The organism is Acinetobacter sp. 742879, from assembly GCF_000588535.1.
Lineage (GTDB): Bacteria > Pseudomonadota > Gammaproteobacteria > Pseudomonadales > Moraxellaceae > Acinetobacter > Acinetobacter pittii.
This window is the reverse complement of the sequence record NZ_JFYC01000007.1, coordinates 156,248-176,792: the sequence shown is the minus strand read 5'-3', so window position 1 is coordinate 176,792 and position 20,545 is coordinate 156,248. Positions and strand designations below refer to the sequence as shown.

Sequence of the window (20,545 nt, the reverse complement as noted above, 5' to 3'; positions counted from 1 at the left end):
CACAAAAATCTTGAGGGGCGGATATTAACCCAATTCGCCTACTGAAATCAACAGGTCTTGATTAGATTAACCTTGACGCTGCTTATGACGAGGTTCTGCGCTACAAATTACGCGAATAACCCCATTACGACGGATAACTTTACAGCTACCACAAATTTTCTTTACAGAAGCTTGTACTTTCATGATGAAACCTCTAAGTGCGCTTATCCCTTAGGATGAGCAGTCGTTTTTCTCATTAATGTTTGATTATCATATTGATGAGATGTTAAATGCGCTTGTAGCTGAGCCATAAAGTCCATAACCACGACAACTACGATCAATAATGAGGTACCACCCAAATAGAATGGAATCCCAAAAGAGCTTTGTAGAATCATTGGCATTAAACAAATGACCGTAATATAAATCGCACCAATAAACGTCAAACGATTAAGAATATGATCTAAGTAACGAGCAGTTTGCTCACCTGGGCGAATACCAGGCACATAAGCTCCGCTGCGTTTTAGATTTTCTGATACTTCCTTAGGGCTAAATACTAAAGCCGTATAAAAGTAACAGAAAAAGATAATTAACGCACCAAAGAGCACCAAATACAAAGGCTGTCCAGGCGACAATACTAAAGCTAAATCTTGTAAGCTGCTTTTAATAAAACCAGCATTTGGATCTGCACTTCCCACCCATTGACCAAGACTTGCCGGGAACAAGAGTAAAGAACTTGCAAAAATCGCAGGAATAACCCCAGCCATATTAATTTTTAATGGCAAATGCGTCTGCTGTGCTGTAAATATACGACGCCCTTGTTGTTTTTGCGCATAGTTTACTGGAATGCGACGTTGTGCTTTTTCAATAAACACAATAGCTGCCAATACACCTAAAGACAAAAGACCAAAGATTACAAGACCAATTAAACTTGTCTGACCATTATCTACAGAAGAAACTGATTGCATAATTAGTTTAGGCAAACCAGCGACAATACCTGCAAAAATAATCATTGAGATACCGTTACCAATACCTCTTTCAGTGATTTGCTCACCTAGCCACATTAAGAACATAGTTCCAGCGACAAGCGAGGTTACTGCTGGGATATAAAACGCAAGACCAACTGATAGAGTAATACCCTGACCAATCAAACCTGCACACATACCAACTGCTTGAACCACTGCAAGCAACAATGTGCCCTGACGCGTATACTGATTAATTTTACGCTTACCTTGCTCACCTTCCTTTTTCAAGGCTTCAAGTGATGGAATTACAGTAGACATTAACTGCACAATAATTGACGCAGAAATGTACGGCATAATCCCTAAAGCAAGAATAGACATTCGCTCTAAAGCACCGCCAGAAAACATATTGAATAGCCCAAGAATAGTTCCTTGGTTCGCATGAAATAAATTTTCTAACGCAGCATTATTAATGCCTGGTACTGGAATATGCGCTCCTAGTCGAAAGACCAGCAATGCACCGATTAGAAAACTCATCCGGCGAATAATTTCACGGTATTTCACATGAAATGGCTGACCTTTCATCATGTTGACATGACCTGAAGAACTAGGAGACATAGACACTCGAGATTACTCCTCGACTTTACCGCCAGCTGCTTCAATCGCAGCTTTAGCGCCTTTAGTCAATGCAACACCTTGAACAGTGAATGCACGAGTGATTTCACCAGAAAGTACGATACGAGCACGAATTTGGTCACGACGAACAACATTCGCAGCTTTCAAAGTTTCTAGGCTAACGATGTCGCCTTCAACTTTGCTTAACTCAGATAAACGTACTTCAGCAGTTTTTAAAGCGATTTGGCTAGTGAAACCGAATTTAGGTAAACGACGATAAATCGCAGTTTGACCGCCTTCAAAGCCTGGACGAACGCCACCACTTTTACGTGATTTTTGACCTTTGACACCACGGCCACCAGTCTTACCAACGCCAGAACCGATACCACGGCCTAAACGACGGTGTTCACGTTTTGCACCTTCTGCAGGCGCAAGTTCATTTAAACGCAGAGTCATGGCTTATTCCTCTACACTAACCATATAGTAGACTTTGTTGATCATACCGCGGTTAGAAGGCGTATCTTGCACTTCTACAGTATGACCAATACGACGCAGACCTAAACCTTGTAAGCAAAGCTTGTGATTTTTCAAGCGATGTGAAGAAGATTTAGTCTGGGTAACTTTAATCGTTTTCATGATTGATTACCCTTGAATTTCTTCTACTGATTTACCACGTTTCGCAGCGACTTTCTCAGGAGAAGTCATATCACGCAAACCCTTGAAAGTTGCGTTTACTACGTTTGCAGCATTAGTAGAACCATAACATTTAGCAAGTACGTTATGTACACCTGCAGCTTCTAGAACGGCACGCATAGCGCCACCAGCAATTACGCCAGTACCTTCAGAAGCAGGTTGCATATATACACGGCTTGCACCATGACGAGCATTCACAGGGTGTTGTAAAGTAGTACCTGCAAGGTCTACAGTAATCATGTTGCGACGTGCAGCTTCAAGTGCTTTAGAAATAGCAGCTGGAACTTCACGAGCTTTACCACGACCAAAACCAACACGACCATTACCATCACCCACAACAGTTAATGCTGTGAAAGAGAAGATACGACCACCCTTAACAACTTTGGCTACACGATCAACGGCAACCAGCTTTTCAACAAGACCTTCGTTTTGTTCAACTTTAGCCATGATTAGAACTCCAAGCCGTTTTCACGAGCAGCATCAGCCAAGGCTTTGATACGACCATGATATTTAAAACCAGAACGGTCAAATGCAACTTTAGTTACACCAGCTGCTTTCGCACGCTCTGCGATTAAAGCGCCTACTTTAGTAGCCGCGTCTACATTACCTGTAGTACCGCTACGTAAAGATGCATCCAAAGTTGAAGCTTGTGCTAAAACTTTGCCACCATCTGCTGAAATAACTTGAGCATAGATGTGACGCGGAGTGCGGTTTACACACAAACGAGTCGCACCCAATGCACGAATGTGCAAGCGTGTGCTTTTCGCACGACGCAAACGGGATTGTTTCTTTTCGTTCATAAGAACCTCGCGCCTTATTTCTTCTTAGCTTCTTTACGAAGAATGACTTCATCCGAATAACGAACACCTTTACCTTTATATGGTTCAGGAGAACGATATGCACGGATTTCTGCCGCTACTTGACCTAACAACTGCTTGTTTGCTGATTTCAAAATGATTTCAGTAGCAGTTGGAGTTTCCGCTGTTACACCTTCAGGTAAAGCGTAGTCAATTGGGTGTGAAAAACCAAGGTTAAGGTTTACAACAGTACCTTTAACCGCAGCTTTATAACCAACACCAACTAGCTGCAACTTACGTTCGAAGCCTTCACTAACCCCTTTAACAAGGTTATTCAATACAGCGCGAGCAGTACCAGCTTGCATCCAAGCATCTTTCGATTCTTTAACTGGAGCAAGTTGAAGTTTACCTTCTTCCTGTTTTAGCTCGACCAGCGCATGCAGGTTGAAAGACAATGTACCTTTGCTGCCTTTCACTTCGACCTGCCGGCCGTTCTGAGTAACTGCTACACCATTAGGTACAGTTACTGGGGCTTTAGCCACACGAGACATGAGGAATCACCTATTAAGAAACAAAAGCAATAACTTCACCACCAACGCCCGCAGCACGTGCAGCGCGATCAGTCATGATGCCTTTGCTTGTAGAAACAATTGCAATACCTAAACCTTGCTTAACGCTTGGAAGTTTATCTTTACCACGGTATTGGCGAAGACCTGGACGGCTTACGCGTTTAACCATTTCGATAACTGGTTTGCCTTCGAAATATTTTAAAGTAATTGTCAAAGTAGATTTTGTCTCTTCTTGAGCAACTTCTACATTTGAAATATAACCTTCTTGTTGAAGTACGTTTGCAATTGCAACTTTCAACTTAGAAGAAGGCATAGAAACAGTTTGTTTCTTAGCCATTTGTGCGTTACGAACACGTGTTAGCATGTCGGCAACGGTATCTTGCATACTCATTTAGTCGCTCCTTACCAGCTTGCCTTAACAACGCCTGGTACATCACCCTGCATTACTGTGTCACGTAATTTGTTACGGCTTAAACCGAACTTACGGAAGTAACCATGAGGACGACCAGTTAAACCACAACGGTTACGAAGACGTACCGGAGATGCATTACGTGGCAATGCTTGTAACTTTAACATCGCTTCGAAACGCTCTTCTTCACTTGCATTTACGTTTGCAATCGTAGCTTTTAATTCAGCACGTTTTGCAGCGTATTTAGCAACTGTTTTTTCGCGTTTCAATTCGCGATTAATCATACCTTTCTTAGCCATATCGACCTCTTATTTGAACGGGAAGCCGAATGCACGCATAAGCGCACGGCCTTCGTCATCGGTGCGAGCAGTCGTAGTAATAGTAATATCCATACCACGAATACGATCAATCTTATCGAAATCGATTTCAGGGAAAACGATTTGCTCTTTCAAACCCATTGAGTAGTTACCACGACCATCAAATGATTTCGAAGAGAAACCACGGAAGTCACGGATACGAGGGATTGCGATTGAGATCAAACGGTCCAAGAATTCGTACATTTGGTCGCCACGTAAAGTAACTTTACAACCAATCGGCCAACCATCACGGATTTTGAAACCAGCGATAGATTTACGAGCAAGTGTAATTACTGGTTTTTGACCAGCAATTAATTGCATGTCGACTACAGCGCCATCTAATAATTTCTTATCAGTTGCAGCTGCGCCTACACCCATGTTTAGGGTAATTTTTGTGATGCGTGGAATTTCCATCACGTTCTTAATGCTAAGTTCTTCTTGTAACTTCGCTTTAAGTTCTTCGTTGTAACGTGCTTTAAGTCTGGCCATTGCCTTTTCAACCTATTACTTCGCTACCGCCACTGATTCACCATTTGATTTATAAACGCGAGTTTTCACGCCATCAATCACTTGGTAACCAACACGGTCAGCCTTCTGGGTTGTAGCATTTAAAATTGCCACGTTTGAAATATGAAGCGAAGCTTCTTGAGTAACGATACCGCCTTCAGCGCCAGTTACACGATTCGGCTTTTGATGCTTCTTCACTAAGTTAAGGCCTTCAACCTTAACGCGGTCTTCAGAAACAGACAATACAGTACCCTGTTTGCCTTTTTCTTTACCTGCGATCACGATAACTTGATCGCCTTTTTTAATCTTAGCCATGATTGCCTCTTATAGAACTTCAGGAGCCAATGAAATGATTTTCATGAACTGTTCAGTACGAAGTTCACGAGTCACTGGTCCGAAGATACGAGTAGCAATCGGAGCTTTGTTGTTGTTCAGGATAACTGCAGCATTATCATCAAAACGGATCACAGAACCATCTGGACGACGAATGCCGAATTTAGTACGAACTACAACCGCATTCATCACGTCACCTTTTTTAACACGTGCGCGTGGGATTGCTTCTTTTACAGTAACTTTAATAATGTCGCCAACAGAAGCATAACGACGATGTGAACCACCAAGTACTTTAATACATTGTACGCGGCGAGCACCACTGTTGTCTGCTACGTCGAGCATAGTTTCGGTTTGAATCATTGCCCTACTCCAAAACCGAGCATCACCGGTCACAATTTCGAAAGGCTCAAAGAGTACTCGAAATTGACCGATGATGCAACAAGAACGTCGAATTACTCAGCAGCTGCTTCAACTACTTCCACTAAAGTCCAAGCTTTAGTTTTAGAAATTGGGCGGCTTTCTTTAATGGTCACAACATCGCCAAGTTTAGCAACATTGTTCTCATCATGAGCGTGTAACTTAGTTGAACGGCGAATTGATTTGCCATACAACGGGTGTTGAACGCGGCGTTCGATAAGAACAACAATAGACTTGTCCATTTTGTCGCTTACTACTTTGCCGGTTAACGTGCGGACTGTTTTTTCACTCATTGTCCGTTCCCCTGTTTTTCGGTAAGGAGTGTCTTAATACGAGCAATTGTCTTACGAGCAACTTGCACTTCATGCGATTTACCCAACTGACCAGTTGCTTTCGCCATACGAAGACGGAATTGATTAAGCTGTTGCTCATCAAGCAAAGCTTTCAACTCTTCTACCGATTTTTCACGTAGATCTTTAGTTTTCATTACATTACCGTCCGAGTCACGATAGTGGTTTTAAACGGAAGTTTAGCAGCAGCTAAAGCAAATGCTTCACGCGCTAATTCCTCGTTCACACCTTCAATTTCGTACAGGATCTTACCTGGTTGGATCTGGCAAACCCAGTACTCCACGCTACCCTTACCTTTACCCATACGCACTTCAAGAGGCTTTTGAGTAATTGGTTTATCCGGGAATACGCGAATAAAGATTTTACCACCACGCTTAATACGGCGGCTAATAGTACGACGTGCAGCTTCAATCTGACGAGCAGTCATACGACCACGTTCAGTTGCTTTGATTGCAATCGAACCAAATGATACTGTACTACCACGATGCGCTAGACCAGTATTACGGCCTTTGTGCACCTTACGGAATTTGGTACGTTTAGGTTGCAACATGGATTATTCTCCCTTGTCAGCAGCACGGTCACCGCGACGACCACGACGCTCTTGACCTTCACCACGACCACGACCACGTTTAGCTGGACGATCTTCAGCAGGAGCAGGGTTCATGACTTGTTTCATGCCACCTAAAATCTCGCCACGGAAAATCCAAACTTTAACACCAATCGTACCGTAAGTTGTTTCTGCACGCATAGTTGCATAGTCAATGTCTGCACGTAGCGTATGTAAAGGTACACGACCTTCACGATACCATTCTGTACGAGCAATCTCTGCACCACCTAAACGGCCAGACACTTCAACTTTGATACCTTTAGCACCAGCACGCATAGTGTTTTGAACCGCACGCTTCATAGCACGACGGAACATTACACGCTTTTCTAATTGAGAAGCGATTGCTTCAGCAACTAAACGCGCATCTAAGTCTGGGCGATCAATTTCGTTGATACTTACTTGCGCTGGAACACCCATAATGCTGGTAAGTTCGCGCTGTAATTTCTCAATATCTTCGCCTTTTTTACCGATTACGATACCAGGACGAGCTGTGCTAATAGTTACTTTAGCAGCGCCTGATGGACGTTCGATAAGAATGTTGCTTACCATCGCATTCTTAAGTTTTTTAGTTAAAAACTCACGAACTTGAAGATCTTTAAGCAAGTATTCAGCGTATTGTTTCGGATTCGCATACCAGTTAGCGTTATGACGTTTCACAACACCTAGGCGGATACCGATTGGATGAACCTTCTGACCCATATCAAACCCCTACCTTAACGGTGATGTGACAAGTACGCTTAGTAATACGATCTGCACGGCCTTTAGCACGTGGCATAATACGTTTAAGGCTCATGCCTTCGTCAACGTAAATCGTAGATACTTTAAGATCGTCAACATCTAAACTGTTATTGTGTTCAGCGTTTGCAATCGCAGATTCCAATGCTTTTTTTACTAAAACAGCAGCTTTTTTATTGCTGAAGTTTAAGATATTTAAAGCATGCGCAACAGATTTGCCGCGAATAAGATCTGCAACCAAACGTGCTTTCTGTGCCGAGATAGCGGCACCGCGTAATTTAGCAGTTACTTCCATCATGACACCTATTAACGTTTAGATTTCTTGTCAACACCGTGACCACGATAGGTACGAGTTGGCGCGAATTCACCGAGTTTATGACCAACCATATGCTCAGTAACAATTACTGGAACGTGGTTACGACCATTATGAACAGAAATTGTTAAACCAACAAAATCTGGAAGGATCATCGAACGACGAGACCAAGTTTTAATCGGCTTGCGAGAGTTACTAGCAACAGCCGCTTCAACCTTAGCGAACAAGTGCGCATCGACGAATGGGCCTTTTTTCAGAGAACGAGGCATTAGTCAGATTCCTTTACTTGACGCGACGGTCGCGAATAATCATCTTAGTCGTACGCTTATTGGTACGTGTCTTGTACCCTTTAGCTTTTTGACCCCATGGGCTTACAGGTTGAATACCTTTGTTACGCCCTTCACCACCACCGTGCGGGTGATCAATCGGGTTCATCGCCATACCACGTACGGTAGGACGAACACCACGCCAGCGCGAAGCACCAGCTTTACCCAATGAACGAAGGTTGTTTTCTTGGTTAGAAACTTCACCAATTACAGCGCGGCATTCAACATGTACTTTACGCATTTCGCCTGAACGAAGACGAATAATTGCGTAAGAACCATCACGACCCAACAACTGAACAGAAGCACCAGCAGAACGCGCTAATTGCGCACCCTTACCAATTTTAAGTTCAACGTTATGAAGTGTAGAACCGATCGGCATATTACGAAGTGGCAAGCAGTTACCTGGACGAATTGGAGCATCGTTACCAGATTGTACTTTATCGCCAGCACGTAAGCCTTTAGGTGCGATGATATAACGACGCTCACCATCAGCATATTTCAACAAAGCAATATGTGCTGTACGGTTTGGATCGTATTCAATACGCTCTACAACAGCTGGGATGCTGTCTTTGTTACGTTTGAAGTCAACGATACGGTAGTGTTGTTTATGACCACCACCAACGTGACGAGTAGTAATGTGACCGTTGTTATTACGACCACCAGTACGTTTTTTAGCTTCAACCAACGGTGCGTAAGGAGCGCCTTTGTGAAGATGGTCATGAACCACTTTCTCTACAAAGCGACGTCCTGGAGACGTTGGCTTACATTTTTGAATCGGCATAATTTTCGTCCTTATTCCGCTGCGCTTTCAGCGGTATCGCCCAAGTCAGCCATTTCAACATCTTGGCCAGCTTTCAGGGTGACGTATGCTTTTTTAACATCAGAACGGCGTCCCAATGTACGACCAAAGCGCTTAGTCTTACCTTTAGTAATAGTTGTGTTAACTTTAACAACTTCTACACCAAAAAGTTTTTCAACTGCTTTTTTGATTTCAAGTTTAGTAGCATTGATGTCTACTTTAAATACTTGAACACCAACAGTATCACCTAATACTTGTGCCTTTTCTGAGAAGACTGGTCCTTTTAGGACTTGATAGATACGTTCGTTGTTCATCCGAGTTCTACCTCAATTTTCTTAGCAGCAGCTACAGACATCACAACTTTATCAAACGCGATCAAGCTTACAGGATCGATTGCAGTTGCATCTACCACATCTACATGCGGAAGGTTGCGTGCTGCAAGATATAAGTTCTCATCTACAGCGTCAGTAACGATTAATGCACGAGCAGCATTTAAGTCGTTAAGCTTTGCAAGCAATTCTTTAGTTTTTGGAGCTGCAACTGCAAACTCTTCAACTAATACAAGACGATCTTGGCGAACAAGTTCAGCTAAGATACATTGCATTGCACCGCGGTACATCTTACGGTTTACTTTTTGAGACCAATCTTGTGGACGAGCAGCAAAAGTTTTACCACCGCCAACCCAGATAGGGCTACGAATAGAACCCGCACGAGCACGACCAGTACCTTTTTGACGGAATGGCTTTTTACCACCGCCAGAAACGTCTGCACGTGATTTTTGAGCACGAGTACCTTGACGACCACCTGCTAAGTAAGCAGTAACAACTTGGTGTACAAGAGCTTCGTTAAATTCACGTCCGAAAGCAACTTCAGACAATTCAACAGCAGAGCCGGAAACAGTTTTCAAATTCACGGTATTTCCCCTCAGGCCTTGATGGTAGGACGTACAATCACGTCACCGCCAGTTGCACCAGGAATTGCACCTTTAACAACTAAAACAGAACGTTCAGCGTCAATAGATACGATTTCAAGACCTTGTACTGTTACGCGTTCATCACCTAAGTGACCAGCCATTTTCTTGCCTTTGAACACGCGCCCAGGAGTCTGGTTTTGACCTGTAGAACCTAATACACGGTGAGAAACTGAGTTACCGTGAGTAGCGTCTTGGGTACGGAAGTTCCAACGTTTAACACCACCTTGGAAACCTTTACCTTTTGATTGACCAGTTACGTCAACTACTTGACCAACTGTGAACAAATCAACGCCAATAGTACCGCCAACTTCACGGCCTTCAAGCTCAGCTTCAGTAACACGGAACTCTTTAACTAAACGACCAGCAGCAACACCAGCTTTCGCGAAGTGACCTTTCTGAGCGTTAGTTACGCGAGATTCGCGACGTTCACCAGTAGTTACTTGAACAGCTTGATAACCATCAGTTTCAAGTGTTTTGATTTGCGTAATGCGGTTTGGATCGACTTCGATGACTGTAACAGGTACAGAAACACCTGCATCTGTAAAGATGCGAGTCATACCACATTTGCGACCGACTAAACCAATAGCCATGTGCATAAACCTCTAAAAAAGCGGCCTAATTAACTTAGAAGTTAATCAACCGAAAGCCTTAACCCAAAGCGATCTGAACATCAACACCAGCCGCAAGATCTAATTTCATCAATGCATCAACAGTTTTATCTGTAGGTTGAACGATATCGATCAAACGTTTGTAGGTGCGGATTTCGTACTGGTCACGCGCATCTTTGTTAACGTGCGGTGAAGTAAGAACGTTGAAGCGTTCGATGCGAGTAGGCATCGGAATTGGACCACAAACTTGTGCGCCAGTACGCTTAGCGGTTTCTACGATCTCTTGAGCAGATTGATCAATCAGACGATGATCAAAAGACTTCAAACGGATACGAATTCTCTGGTTAGACATACCAGTAAACTCCAAGCCAAACATATAAAGAATCACCCTTGACGCATCTCACCTATTGGTAAGTGTCAAAGGCAGTGAAAATCACTAAGGTCATGATCGATGCCACGACTGTAATGCACATTTACTACTTTCTTCGCAGTAAATGCCCCTCCTTTTGAGGGTCGCCCATTATAACGATTGTTTAAGTCTTATGCAATTCTCTTTTTCTATTTTTTGTTCAAAACGCACTTTAACCTAGTATTCTCAACTTGCTCTAGGCATTTATAACAAATTCAATCGCTTTATTTAAGAGTTGATTACCTTGTTCAAATTTTTGTGCTTCTGAATATTGCAGTTCACTCACAGGCTGAACATATTCCCCATTAAAAATAGATAGCTCTTCTTCATTTTCAAGCAAGAGTTCTAACGTTGCTGGTGTCATTTCTGGATGAAATTGAAAACCAAGCACATTTTTTCCAATTTGATACATCTGATTACGACAAGCTATATTCTCGGCTAAGTGTATAGCACCTTTGGGTATTTCAAATGTTTCGCTATGCCACTGCATCACCTTTATCTTTTCAGGCAATGGAAAGCTGTCTTGAGGTAAATTTGCTACCCTTTGAACTGTCGACCAGCCAAGTTCCTGATAGCGGTTTCGACTGACTGCGGCGCCTAGTGCATTAGCAATTAGCTGACCACCCAAACAGAGACCTATAGCAGGCTTTCCTGCTGCTAAATAACGACGCAACCATCTTTTCTCTATCTTAAGCCATGGATAATTCGCCTCATCATTTACACTCATGGTGCCACCCATGACTAATAATAAGTCAACCTCATCAATTTGTGGTAAAGCTTCTATTTCAAGTGACCGATCAACCGGAAGTGCAAAAAACTCCGTAGAACTAATAGTCGCGTGGTGAGCTTTTAAAAATGAATAACAACTCCCAAACCCCTCACCCGCGATATGTTGAAAATAATGAACTCTTAAATGCGACTTCATGCGCTTAAACCTATTGTTGTTAGAATGTTGTAGTGGTCTTTGCAAAAATAAAGCCAAGTTTTTGTTTTATAGGTCTACTGTAACGAAACGTCTTACAAAACTTTATAAATCTAGCGAAGAATTTAAATTTCTCTTAATCTAACTTTATCATTTAAAACATAACGCACTATGAAAAAGCATAACGATTTCCAGACTCGTCTCATTCATGCCCCAAGAAAGGCTCCGCAATTCATTGAAACAGTGCAACCTCCCTTATTTCGCGCATCAACTATTATTTTCAAATCAACTTCGCACCTTTTTGATCGTCATTGGACTGATAAGTATGACTATAGCTATGGAACACATGGCACCCCTACCACATTCACCTTAGGCGACAATATTGCGCAAATTGAAGGTGGCTTGCATTGTTTACTTGCACCGAGTGGCTTATCCGCAATTAATATTGTGAACTCAGCATTTTTAAGCACTAATGACGAAGTATGGGTTCCAGACAATATTTACGGTCCAAATCTAGAGCATTTAACTTATCTACAAAGTCAATATGGCATTATTGTTAAAGTATATAACCCCATTGACGCTGCAAGTTTTCAACCCACCGAAAGAAGTAAACTATTATGGTTAGAAGCTGCAGGTTCAGTTACTTTAGAATTTCCTGATCTTAAAAATCTAGTCAAAAAAGCTAAAAAAAATGGTGTATTGACTGCTCTAGATAACACCTGGGGAGCGGGGCTTGCGTTTAATGCTTTCAATTTTTCTGATGAACATCTATCTGTTGATTTAACCGTTCACGCACTAACCAAATATCCAAGTGGTGGTGGTGACATTTTAATGGGTAGCATTGTAACTCGTGATGAGAAACTTCATCACCGCTTATTCCGTACGCATGCTATTTTGGGCATCGCAATCTCTGGAGATGATGCGGCTCAAGTTCAACGTAGCCTTGCTCATATGTCTTTACGCTATGAACAACAGTCAGCCAATGCTCATACTCTACTTAAATGGCTAAAGAACCAGCCTCAATTTGCACAAGTTCTACACCCAAGTGATGAATCCTCACCAGGCCATCAATATTGGCAAGAGATCTGTATAGACGGTCAAAGTGCTGGCTTAGTGAGTGTTATTTTTAAACCTGAATATGACATTACAGCAGTACGTCGTTTCTGCGATGCATTAGAGTTATTTAAGCTCGGCTTTAGCTGGGGTGGACCTGTTAGCCTGATTATGCTTTATGATTTAAAAATGATGAGAAAACTTGAGAATACACATTTACAACAAGGATTATTGGTTCGATTCTGTATAGGACTAGAAGATCCGCAAGATTTGATACAAGATATCGAAAATGCACTGAAACAACTGTAAAACGACAAGATTATAGTGACTCAAACCATAGGATAAAAATATATGGGTACACCGATTGTTATTGCTAAAAATATTAAGGACACATCAAAAGAAATTGTTTTATTTCCCCAGTTTGCTAACCGTCATGGACTTATTGCAGGCGCGACAGGTACAGGTAAAACAGTTACGTTAAAAGTTCTAGCAGAGAGTTTCTCTCGAATCGGTGTGCCGGTATTTCTTGCCGATGCTAAAGGCGATGTTTCGAGTCTTGCAAAAGCTGGTGAAGCTTCGGATAAATTTAATGAACGCTTAAAACTTTTACAAATTGATAGTGTTCCATTCGCAGCGAATCCAGTTGTTTTTTGGGATTTATTTGGTCAGCAAGGTCATCCTATCCGAACCACCATTTCTGAAATTGGGCCAATTTTATTAGCACGCATACTAAACTTAAATGATACCCAAGAAGGTGTTTTATCTGCTGTATTCCGCATTGCAGATGACCAAGGTTTACTTTTAGTCGACTTTAAAGATTTAAAAGCCATGATCACTTTTGTGAGTGAACATGCAGCTGAATTTAAAGCCGAGTATGGCAATTTATCTCCAGCCAGCCTAGGTGCCATTCAGCGCAACTTACTCGCTCTTGCCGACCAAGGTGGAGAACAGTTCTTTGGGGAACCAGCTTTAAATATTCTGGATTTTATCCAAACCGATGCAAACGGACACGGTTATATCAATATTCTTGCTGCTGACAAGCTCATGAATACACCTAAGTTATATGCCACTTTCCTCTTATGGATGCTTTCAGAGTTATTTGAACAGCTACCAGAAGTGGGTGATATGGATAAGCCTAAACTCGTGTTTTTCTTTGATGAAGCTCACTTGTTATTTGATAATGCCAGCCAAGCTCTACAAGACAAAATTGAACAAGTGGTACGTTTAATCCGCTCCAAAGGGGTGGGTATCTACTTTATTACTCAAAACCCACTCGATTTACCCGAAAGCGTTCTTGGTCAACTTGGTAATCGCGTTCAACATGCATTACGTGCATTCACCCCTAAAGATCAAAAAGCTGTAAAAACCGCAGCAGACACTTTCCGTGCTAATCCCGAGTTTAAAGTTGATGAAGCTATTACCCAACTTGGTGTTGGTGAGGCACTCATTAGCTGTCTAGATGAGCAAGGTACACCACAGATTGTAGAACGTGGTTGGGTTATGCCTCCATACTCTGCATTTACACCGATCACTCCAGAAGAGCGTCAGACTTTAATCTCGCAAAGTATTATTGCTGGGGTTTATGAACAAGCTGTAGATCGTGATAGTGCCTATGAAATGCTACAGAATAAAGTTGCTGAACGCGAACAACAGCAGCAAGAAGCCGAACTTGCAAAACAACAAGCTAAAGAACAAGAAACTTTAGCAAAACAGCAAGCTAAAGAGCAGGAACGTTTGGCACGTGAGCAATTAAAAGAGGAAGAAAGAGCAGCCCGTGAACGAGCTAAACTCACACAAGACATTGTTGGAACTTTTGCCAAAAGTGCTGCACGCAGTTTAGGAGGAAGTACCGGCCAAAAACTCGTAAGGGGCTTGCTCGGCTCTTTATTTGGTAAATAAAAATATTAAAAAAATTGTGTTAATTTTAGGGGATTTTATATCCCCTAATTTTTTTATGGTTTTTTATAAAAAAGTTATTGCCATTAATTTTTTAAAGATGTATTTTAAATACATCTTATATAGCCAGATAAATAAGGTCTAGCCATGACTCCACAACAAATTGAACTTGTTAAATCTACTGTACCGGTTTTACGTGAACACGGCGTTACGCTGACTACATACTTTTATAAGCGCATGCTTAATAACAATCCCGAGTTAAAAAATGTTTTTAATTTAGATGACCAAACCAGCTTACGTCAGCCACGTGCTCTTGCAGCTGCTGTGCTTGCTTATGCAGAAAATATTGAGAACCCTACTGTTCTAGCTAAAGCGGTAGAACGCATCACCACTAAACACGTGAGCTTAGATATTCAACCAGACCAATATGCAATTGTTGGGGACAACCTACTTCATTCAATTAGTGAAGTACTCAATGTGCCATTCGAATCAGAGCTTATTGAAGCGTGGAAACAAGCATACTTACAGTTGGCTGATATCTTGATTGGTGTTGAAAAACAAAAATACGAACAACTTGAAAGCTTAAAAGGTGGATGGGCTGGCTGGCGTTCATTTGAAATTACTCAAATTGATCCTCTGGAATCTGGCAAACGCTTCACTTTAAAAGCAACTGACCATGAAGACGTACTGACTAGCCCAGCAAATGCCTTTATTTCAGTTAAAGTACAAGTTCCCGAACAACAACTTGAACAACCGAAAGCTTTTAAATTTACTGAAGCTCAAGAAGATAACTCGTATCACTTTGAAGTGCAGCCTGAAGAAAATCATACTGAGTTTTCAGTTGCTAATATTCTACTTGAGCATTATAGAGTGGGTGATCAAGTACAGGTTTCAGCCCCTTTAACGCTGTAATGTAAAAACCTCTTGCCTGAAAGTTTTCTTATTAAGACTTTCAGGCTAAGATGATCATCCTTTTAACCTCTTCCATTTTTGGTGATCATGCAGCTTAATAAATTTACCGATTATGCATTACGACTCTTAATGTATGTTGCACGCCCAAGTGATGCACCCTACACGATTGCAGAAATCGCGAAAGATTTGCATGTTTCACAAAACCATCTAGTTAAAGTTGTTCACTTCATGGGCAAGCAGGAATGGATTATTACCATTCGTGGAAAAGGCGGAGGAATTCGCTTAAATCCAGATGCACTTAACTCAAATTTAGGTTCAATCGTTCGAATATTACAGGGCGACAATCAAATCGTTGAATGTAATACACCACCTTGTGTATTACGCAGTCACTGTGGTTTAAAAGGTATTTTAGATCAGGCTTTAGAAAGCTTTTATCAAAGCCTAGATCAATACACACTCGGAGAAGTTTTGCAGCAATCAAAATCTGCTCCTGCCAACTCCCCTATTGCATTTTTACAAATCTAAGCTCTACTGATTTTGATAAGTCGACTTATTGAAAATTAGCAAGAATACCCAAGCTCCTTTATACTAGGCGCGAGCCCTCTCATTTAAAAAGTTATTTTTTATGCGTCGTAGTGAAAAATCGAAAGACACCAAAGCCAGACTCGCACCCAAGCAAAAGATCAGCTATGAAAAGAAACCAGATCCAGCGATCACGGCATATGCTGTGCAATCACTCAATTGGTTACGCCAAGCTGAGTTTCTAATGAGTGCACCTAAATTGGCACTTTGTGTTGAAGATAGTGGCTACGAGATCGCTTTTGCAGGACGCTCAAATGCCGGTAAGTCTAGTGCTATCAATGCATTAACCAATAAAAAACAGTTAGCGCGCGCCTCTAAAAAACCTGGCCGTACTCAGATGATTAACTTCTTTAGTCTAGGCAACCCCGATCAACGTTTAGTCGATCTTCCTGGCTATGGCTATGCAGCCGTACCTGAAGATATGAAACGAGTATGGCAAAAAGAATTAGAGAACTATTTAATCCATCGTAAAAGCTTACAAGGCTTAGTATTACTTATGGATATTCGCCATCCTCTACAGCATTTCGACATGATGATGCTAGAGTGGGCTTATTCACGTCATCTCTTTGTTCATATTCTCTTAACGAAAGCAGACAAACTTAATCGTGGCCCTGCAAACAAAGTGCTATTAGAAGTTAAGCAACAACTGAAAAAAATGAAGCTTGATTTCTCGATTCAACTTTTCTCCTCACTTAATAAGTTAGGTTTAGAAGAGCTAGCAAGTGTTATGGCTGGACGCCTGCATTTTACGCTTGATCAAGAGCCGGAATTTGACGTTGACGCGATCCCTGAAGCATCAGATGAGGATACTGAAGAGTAAATCGTCAAAACAGATACAATTTCTTTATTAAATTTATTTTCAAATTGGCCCCTATTGCTAAACACAAATGTAGGGGCTTTTTTTATACTCGTTATAACTTCATCGAGTTAAAAATCAGGACTAAATGATGAAATTGTTATCTTTTTTGAAGAACAAGGCTTTAGGTTCTTCTATTGACTATAAAATTCTTCCACGTAAAGTAAAATTTGACTGGAAAGATACCCCTGTTGACTGGATTCCAAATCAGCCTTTCGCAAGTTATTTTATTAATGAAATTAATAACATCTTACCTGCTGGAGAATTCTGGTTTTGCCGTTTGTACAATAAAGTTTTACCGCAAATTAAAGATGAAAAACTTAAACAGGATGTGCAAGCATTTATCCGCCAAGAAGCTATGCATGCCAATGCGCATACTTCTGCCAATAAAGAATATTTAAGCGCACGTAATATTGATATCCAGCGAAATCTGGACATTATGAATTATCTATTTACCACTGCCTTAGCAGATAAACCATTCGACAAAGAAGTCCCTCAATTTCTACAAGGGCAATGGGACCTTTTCCGTTTAGGCGTTATTGCAACTGTTGAGCATATGACCTGTGTGTTGGGTAAATATGCACTCTATAACACGCGTTGGGAAGAATTAGGCGCTGACCCTGAAATGGTCGATCTAGTTAAATGGCATGGTTCAGAAGAAATTGAACACCGTACCGTTGCTTTTGATTTATACCGCCATTTGGGTGGTGGGTATATTCCACGCTACTATTTAAGCCTTGCAGTAATTGTACTGGTGCTTGGATTATGGGTAGATGGCGCTGCACATATTATGAAACAAGATCCACGTTTTGCTGATGCTGCTAAATCTAGATTTTTCCCAGTATGGGTTGCTGTAGAGTGGTATAAAATTAGCAGAAAAGATAATCAGGTTTTACCAAACCCAATCTGGCTTATTGCTCAACAAATTGATTACCTCATGCCTTGGTATGATCCAGTCAAGGAAGGCAGCACTGAAGATGCGGTAAGTTATTTATCTCAATCTCCAGCAGCAAAAAGAGCCGAGTTACAAGCGGCTTAAAAATAAAAAAGCAGGATTTAAAATCCTGCTTTTTTATTTAGGAGATTAGACACTGATATCTTTATCTTTTGTATAACGGTCAACAACCACGCTAATCATCATATCACCCTGCACATTTACCACTGTTCTTACCGTATCCAATAGGCGATCAATCGGAAGTAAAATTGCAATTGCTTCAGCCGGTAAACCTACAGACTGTAAAACCATAATCATGGTAACCATACCTGCACTTGGAATGCCAGGGGCCCCTAGTGATGCAATCATTGCTGTTAAACACACAATAATTTGTTGTGTCAGGTTTAAGTCTAGCCCCACCAAATTTGCGACAAATAATGCAGCTGCTGCTTCATATAGTGCAGTGCCATCCATATTAAGCTGTGTACCTAAAGGAATTACAAAACCAGCTGTTTGCGGACGAACACCTAAGTTTTCCTGTGCGCATTTCATACTAAGTGGCATCGTGGCAGAACTAGAGCTGGTTGCAAATGCTGTAATTAACGCTGTACGTGTTCCTTTGAAAAAAGTCCAAGGACTCATGCGGCCAAAAATCCAAAGTAGTAGCGGCAAAACAACAGCACCATGGAAAATGGTAGTCCCTGTCACTACAACAGCAAACTCAGCCAAACGACTTAGTACCGAAATATCTTCCGTTGCCATTAACTTTGCTAATAAAGCAAAAATACCCAAAGGTGCTAGCTTCATTACCCAGCCGACTAGCATCATCATCATTTCAAAAAATTGATGACTTAATACGCGAATACTTTTAAAACGCTCACCGCCATGGACTAAAGCAACACCAACAAATAGCGCAAACACCACAACCGCTAAAACGTTACCGTCGCTGAATGCTTTAAATGGGTTAATTAATGTATTTTGAATAAAATTAGTGAAAAAACTTGCAGGATTTAAACTATCTGGTGCCTGATAGTTTTGCATAGACGTTTGGAAAATAGAGATATCTATACCACGTCCTACTTCAAATAGATGAGCACAACTTATACCTAAAATTAAAGCTAGTGTGGTTGTAGTCAAACAACATAAAAAGGTAATTTTCCAGACTGGACCTAACTGCCCTCCCGCCTGCAAATTAGATACACCCACAACAATCGAGCTAAAAATCAAAGGCACCAACAACATTTTAAGCAGCCCAATAAAGACACTACTTAATATGCCTAACCCATATAAACTATGTTTTACAAACGCAGTATCGGGATACAACGTTAATATAAAACCAAAGGCTAAGCCTAAAATGGCCGCAATAAGAATTTGTGTATTTAAGTTCATATCAGCATTATTTTTTTCAGTTGGCAATCCTTTTGCAAATATGACATGAGCTTGCTTTTCATACGAGCAATTTTTTGTCACATCGTTTCAATTAAAAATAAAAAAGCCATCTCATGAGATGGCTTTATAAATAAGCTTATTGCGTTTCAATTTCCCGCAAACGAATTAAACCCTCTTGCACGGTACTGCATACAAGTTGGCCATTTTGCCACATACGGCCAAAGTTCAAGCCGCGAGAAGCTGCGCTAACGGTTGCTTCCATATCGTAAAGCATCCATTCATCAGCACGCAGCGGGCGGTGAAAATAGATGGCATGATCAATACTCGCACACTGTAAACTTGGAGAAATATAGCTGAGCCCATGCGGTCTCAAAGCAGTTGTCATTAAGGTAAAGTCTGAATAAAACGCAACAATCGCTTGATGGAGAGCAATATCATCTAATTGTTTTGGAATACGGTCGTGTGTGCGGATATAGTGCGCATTATACGGCGCTTCAGGTTGCGGTTGAAACGGATTTACCGGATCAATTGGGCGGATTTCTACATGGCGCTCACGCATGAAACTAGCACGAACATTTTCAGGTACGAAATTTAAAATACCTTCTTTGAGCTCATTTTCAGATTTAAGAGTCTCTGGTGCAGGATACTCTGGTTCTTGATGTTGATAATTCAGTCCTTCTTCTGGGTTAGCAAAAGAAACCATCGCCGAAAATATAACTCGTCCGTGTTGAATGGCACGAACCTGACGGCTTACGAAACTCTTTCCATCACGTAAACGGTCTACTTCATAGATAATTGGAGCATTAATATCACCGCCATACAAAAAATATGCATGCAAAGAATGCGCTGGGCGATCGGTTGTATAAGATGCCGCGCGTAAAGCCTGACCCAAAACCTGCCCACCAAAGACACGTTTACCGACAAGATTACGGCTTATGCCACGGTAAATATTTTCTTCTAGCTTCTCTAAAGTAAGAAGATCAACAAGTTCTTGGGTTAACGCATTCATGAGAGATACCTTCATATTTCAGGTAAAAAATCGTATTAAAGTACAGATGTGTAGAATCTATTGTGCCATAAAAAACTATTTGAACATGGAACAATCAGTCAACTTCTGACGAAGATTGCTCATATAACAGCTAAAAATACGATTTTTAACGATAAAATATGCCAAAAGCATTATAATTTATAAGAAAGTAGCATATTGTTTTTTTTAATAAATGCCGCAAAATAATTACCCTCTGCAT

Annotated in this window: 32 protein-coding genes and 1 pseudogene; 7 read left to right on the top strand and 26 right to left on the bottom strand. The window is 41.3% G+C overall.

The window, feature by feature from the left end; genetic code table 11:
* Positions 1 to 66: 66 nt before the first annotated feature.
* The 24 genes and pseudogenes from rpmJ to J690_RS14985 all read right to left on the bottom strand — a co-directional run bounded on the left by rpmJ (position 67) and on the right by J690_RS14985 (position 11,679).
* Positions 67 to 183, bottom strand: a complete 117-nt coding sequence (rpmJ, locus tag J690_RS15100; RefSeq protein WP_000867907.1) for a 50S ribosomal protein L36 — start codon at positions 181 to 183, stop codon at positions 67 to 69.
* Between the two features lie 20 nt (positions 184 to 203).
* Positions 204 to 1,523: a preprotein translocase subunit SecY gene (gene secY / locus J690_RS15095; protein ID WP_014207743.1), complete on the bottom strand. Its 1,320-nt coding sequence runs from the start codon at positions 1,521 to 1,523 to the stop codon at positions 204 to 206.
* A gap of 45 nt (positions 1,524 to 1,568) precedes the next feature.
* Positions 1,569 to 2,009 (bottom strand): 50S ribosomal protein L15, encoded by a 441-nt coding sequence (rplO, locus tag J690_RS15090; RefSeq protein WP_002116985.1) that lies wholly within the window; start codon positions 2,007 to 2,009, stop codon positions 1,569 to 1,571.
* A 3-nt stretch (positions 2,010 to 2,012) separates the two neighbouring features.
* On the bottom strand, positions 2,013 to 2,189 hold the full coding sequence (gene rpmD / locus J690_RS15085) for a 50S ribosomal protein L30 (protein WP_000849088.1): 177 nt from the start codon (positions 2,187 to 2,189) through the stop codon (positions 2,013 to 2,015).
* Between the two features lie 6 nt (positions 2,190 to 2,195).
* Positions 2,196 to 2,693, bottom strand: coding sequence for a 30S ribosomal protein S5 (rpsE, locus tag J690_RS15080; RefSeq protein ID WP_001141025.1), 498 nt, complete (start codon positions 2,691 to 2,693; stop codon positions 2,196 to 2,198).
* A gap of 2 nt (positions 2,694 to 2,695) precedes the next feature.
* Positions 2,696 to 3,046, bottom strand: a complete 351-nt coding sequence (rplR, locus tag J690_RS15075) for a 50S ribosomal protein L18 (RefSeq protein WP_002049741.1) — start codon at positions 3,044 to 3,046, stop codon at positions 2,696 to 2,698.
* Between the two features lie 14 nt (positions 3,047 to 3,060).
* Positions 3,061 to 3,594, bottom strand: coding sequence for a 50S ribosomal protein L6 (rplF, locus tag J690_RS15070; RefSeq protein ID WP_002116801.1), 534 nt, complete (start codon positions 3,592 to 3,594; stop codon positions 3,061 to 3,063).
* Between the two features lie 13 nt (positions 3,595 to 3,607).
* Positions 3,608 to 4,003, bottom strand: a complete 396-nt coding sequence (gene rpsH / locus J690_RS15065; RefSeq protein WP_002049732.1) for a 30S ribosomal protein S8 — start codon at positions 4,001 to 4,003, stop codon at positions 3,608 to 3,610.
* A gap of 11 nt (positions 4,004 to 4,014) precedes the next feature.
* Entirely contained in the window at positions 4,015 to 4,320 is a 306-nt protein-coding gene (gene rpsN, locus J690_RS15060) for a 30S ribosomal protein S14 (protein WP_002049689.1), read from the bottom strand.
* 9 nt (positions 4,321 to 4,329) lie between these two features.
* Positions 4,330 to 4,866, bottom strand: a complete 537-nt coding sequence (rplE, locus tag J690_RS15055; RefSeq protein ID WP_002116961.1) for a 50S ribosomal protein L5 — start codon at positions 4,864 to 4,866, stop codon at positions 4,330 to 4,332.
* A 15-nt stretch (positions 4,867 to 4,881) separates the two neighbouring features.
* Positions 4,882 to 5,199 (bottom strand): 50S ribosomal protein L24, encoded by a 318-nt coding sequence (rplX, locus tag J690_RS15050; protein ID WP_002116820.1) that lies wholly within the window; start codon positions 5,197 to 5,199, stop codon positions 4,882 to 4,884.
* A gap of 9 nt (positions 5,200 to 5,208) precedes the next feature.
* Positions 5,209 to 5,577, bottom strand: coding sequence for a 50S ribosomal protein L14 (gene rplN, locus J690_RS15045; RefSeq protein ID WP_001982634.1), 369 nt, complete (start codon positions 5,575 to 5,577; stop codon positions 5,209 to 5,211).
* 92 nt (positions 5,578 to 5,669) lie between these two features.
* Complete coding sequence (rpsQ, locus tag J690_RS15040; RefSeq protein WP_002116661.1) at positions 5,670 to 5,927, bottom strand: 30S ribosomal protein S17; 258 nt, start codon at positions 5,925 to 5,927, stop codon at positions 5,670 to 5,672.
* Complete coding sequence (rpmC, locus tag J690_RS15035; protein ID WP_000849928.1) at positions 5,924 to 6,121, bottom strand: 50S ribosomal protein L29; 198 nt, start codon at positions 6,119 to 6,121, stop codon at positions 5,924 to 5,926. Before rpmC ends, rpsQ begins: the two co-directional genes overlap by 4 nt.
* Positions 6,121 to 6,534 carry a 50S ribosomal protein L16 gene (gene rplP, locus J690_RS15030; protein ID WP_002049688.1) on the bottom strand — a complete coding sequence of 138 codons (414 nt, stop codon included), beginning with the start codon at positions 6,532 to 6,534 and terminating at the stop codon, positions 6,121 to 6,123. Before rplP ends, rpmC begins: the two co-directional genes overlap by 1 nt.
* Positions 6,474 to 7,290, bottom strand: a pseudogene (rpsC, locus tag J690_RS15025) (30S ribosomal protein S3). The gene rplP and the pseudogene rpsC overlap by 61 nt, the downstream one beginning before the upstream one ends.
* 1 nt (position 7,291) lies before the next feature.
* Positions 7,292 to 7,621, bottom strand: coding sequence for a 50S ribosomal protein L22 (gene rplV / locus J690_RS15020; protein WP_001982638.1), 330 nt, complete (start codon positions 7,619 to 7,621; stop codon positions 7,292 to 7,294).
* An 11-nt stretch (positions 7,622 to 7,632) separates the two neighbouring features.
* Positions 7,633 to 7,908: a 30S ribosomal protein S19 gene (rpsS, locus tag J690_RS15015; protein WP_001138119.1), complete on the bottom strand. Its 276-nt coding sequence runs from the start codon at positions 7,906 to 7,908 to the stop codon at positions 7,633 to 7,635.
* 13 nt (positions 7,909 to 7,921) lie between these two features.
* On the bottom strand, positions 7,922 to 8,746 hold the full coding sequence (gene rplB / locus J690_RS15010) for a 50S ribosomal protein L2 (protein ID WP_002049686.1): 825 nt from the start codon (positions 8,744 to 8,746) through the stop codon (positions 7,922 to 7,924).
* An 11-nt stretch (positions 8,747 to 8,757) separates the two neighbouring features.
* Positions 8,758 to 9,078, bottom strand: a complete 321-nt coding sequence (gene rplW / locus J690_RS15005; RefSeq protein WP_002049693.1) for a 50S ribosomal protein L23 — start codon at positions 9,076 to 9,078, stop codon at positions 8,758 to 8,760.
* A complete protein-coding gene (rplD, locus tag J690_RS15000; RefSeq protein ID WP_002049755.1) occupies positions 9,075 to 9,677 on the bottom strand; it encodes a 50S ribosomal protein L4 in 603 nt (200 codons plus the stop codon). Before rplD ends, rplW begins: the two co-directional genes overlap by 4 nt.
* 11 nt (positions 9,678 to 9,688) lie before the next feature.
* Positions 9,689 to 10,327 (bottom strand): 50S ribosomal protein L3, encoded by a 639-nt coding sequence (rplC, locus tag J690_RS14995; RefSeq protein WP_002117051.1) that lies wholly within the window; start codon positions 10,325 to 10,327, stop codon positions 9,689 to 9,691.
* 58 nt (positions 10,328 to 10,385) lie between these two features.
* The gene (gene rpsJ, locus J690_RS14990) at positions 10,386 to 10,697 is read right to left on the bottom strand and encodes a 30S ribosomal protein S10 (RefSeq protein WP_000070912.1); all 312 of its coding nucleotides are present in this window, start codon (positions 10,695 to 10,697) and stop codon (positions 10,386 to 10,388) included.
* 253 nt (positions 10,698 to 10,950) lie between these two features.
* Complete coding sequence (locus tag J690_RS14985) at positions 10,951 to 11,679, bottom strand: type 1 glutamine amidotransferase (protein ID WP_002116949.1); 729 nt, start codon at positions 11,677 to 11,679, stop codon at positions 10,951 to 10,953.
* 168 nt (positions 11,680 to 11,847) lie between these two features.
* On the opposite strand from J690_RS14985, the gene J690_RS14980 reads away from it, so the two are divergent.
* The 7 genes from J690_RS14980 to J690_RS14955 all read left to right on the top strand — a co-directional run bounded on the left by J690_RS14980 (position 11,848) and on the right by J690_RS14955 (position 18,014).
* Positions 11,848 to 13,038, top strand: coding sequence for a PLP-dependent transferase (locus J690_RS14980; RefSeq protein WP_032036725.1), 1,191 nt, complete (start codon positions 11,848 to 11,850; stop codon positions 13,036 to 13,038).
* 42 nt (positions 13,039 to 13,080) lie between these two features.
* Positions 13,081 to 14,628 (top strand): helicase HerA-like domain-containing protein, encoded by a 1,548-nt coding sequence (locus J690_RS14975; RefSeq protein WP_032036724.1) that lies wholly within the window; start codon positions 13,081 to 13,083, stop codon positions 14,626 to 14,628.
* Complete coding sequence (locus J690_RS24295) at positions 14,618 to 14,770, top strand: hypothetical protein (RefSeq protein ID WP_155392813.1); 153 nt, start codon at positions 14,618 to 14,620, stop codon at positions 14,768 to 14,770. Before J690_RS14975 ends, J690_RS24295 begins: the two co-directional genes overlap by 11 nt.
* Positions 14,771 to 14,772: 2 nt before the next feature.
* Positions 14,773 to 15,537, top strand: coding sequence for a globin domain-containing protein (locus J690_RS14970; RefSeq protein ID WP_014207751.1), 765 nt, complete (start codon positions 14,773 to 14,775; stop codon positions 15,535 to 15,537).
* A gap of 87 nt (positions 15,538 to 15,624) precedes the next feature.
* Complete coding sequence (locus tag J690_RS14965) at positions 15,625 to 16,062, top strand: RrF2 family transcriptional regulator (protein WP_002116968.1); 438 nt, start codon at positions 15,625 to 15,627, stop codon at positions 16,060 to 16,062.
* 100 nt (positions 16,063 to 16,162) lie between these two features.
* The gene (gene yihA, locus J690_RS14960) at positions 16,163 to 16,939 is read left to right on the top strand and encodes a ribosome biogenesis GTP-binding protein YihA/YsxC (protein WP_002116788.1); all 777 of its coding nucleotides are present in this window, start codon (positions 16,163 to 16,165) and stop codon (positions 16,937 to 16,939) included.
* A gap of 124 nt (positions 16,940 to 17,063) precedes the next feature.
* A complete protein-coding gene (locus J690_RS14955; RefSeq protein ID WP_080749811.1) occupies positions 17,064 to 18,014 on the top strand; it encodes a metal-dependent hydrolase in 951 nt (316 codons plus the stop codon).
* A gap of 45 nt (positions 18,015 to 18,059) precedes the next feature.
* Here J690_RS14955 and J690_RS14950 read toward each other — a convergent pair whose 3' ends face one another.
* Both J690_RS14950 and J690_RS14945 read right to left on the bottom strand, forming a co-directional pair.
* Positions 18,060 to 19,325, bottom strand: coding sequence for a dicarboxylate/amino acid:cation symporter (locus tag J690_RS14950; protein WP_031945274.1), 1,266 nt, complete (start codon positions 19,323 to 19,325; stop codon positions 18,060 to 18,062).
* A gap of 109 nt (positions 19,326 to 19,434) precedes the next feature.
* A complete protein-coding gene (locus J690_RS14945; protein WP_002116924.1) occupies positions 19,435 to 20,307 on the bottom strand; it encodes an acyl-CoA thioesterase in 873 nt (290 codons plus the stop codon).
* Positions 20,308 to 20,545: the final 238 nt, after the last annotated feature.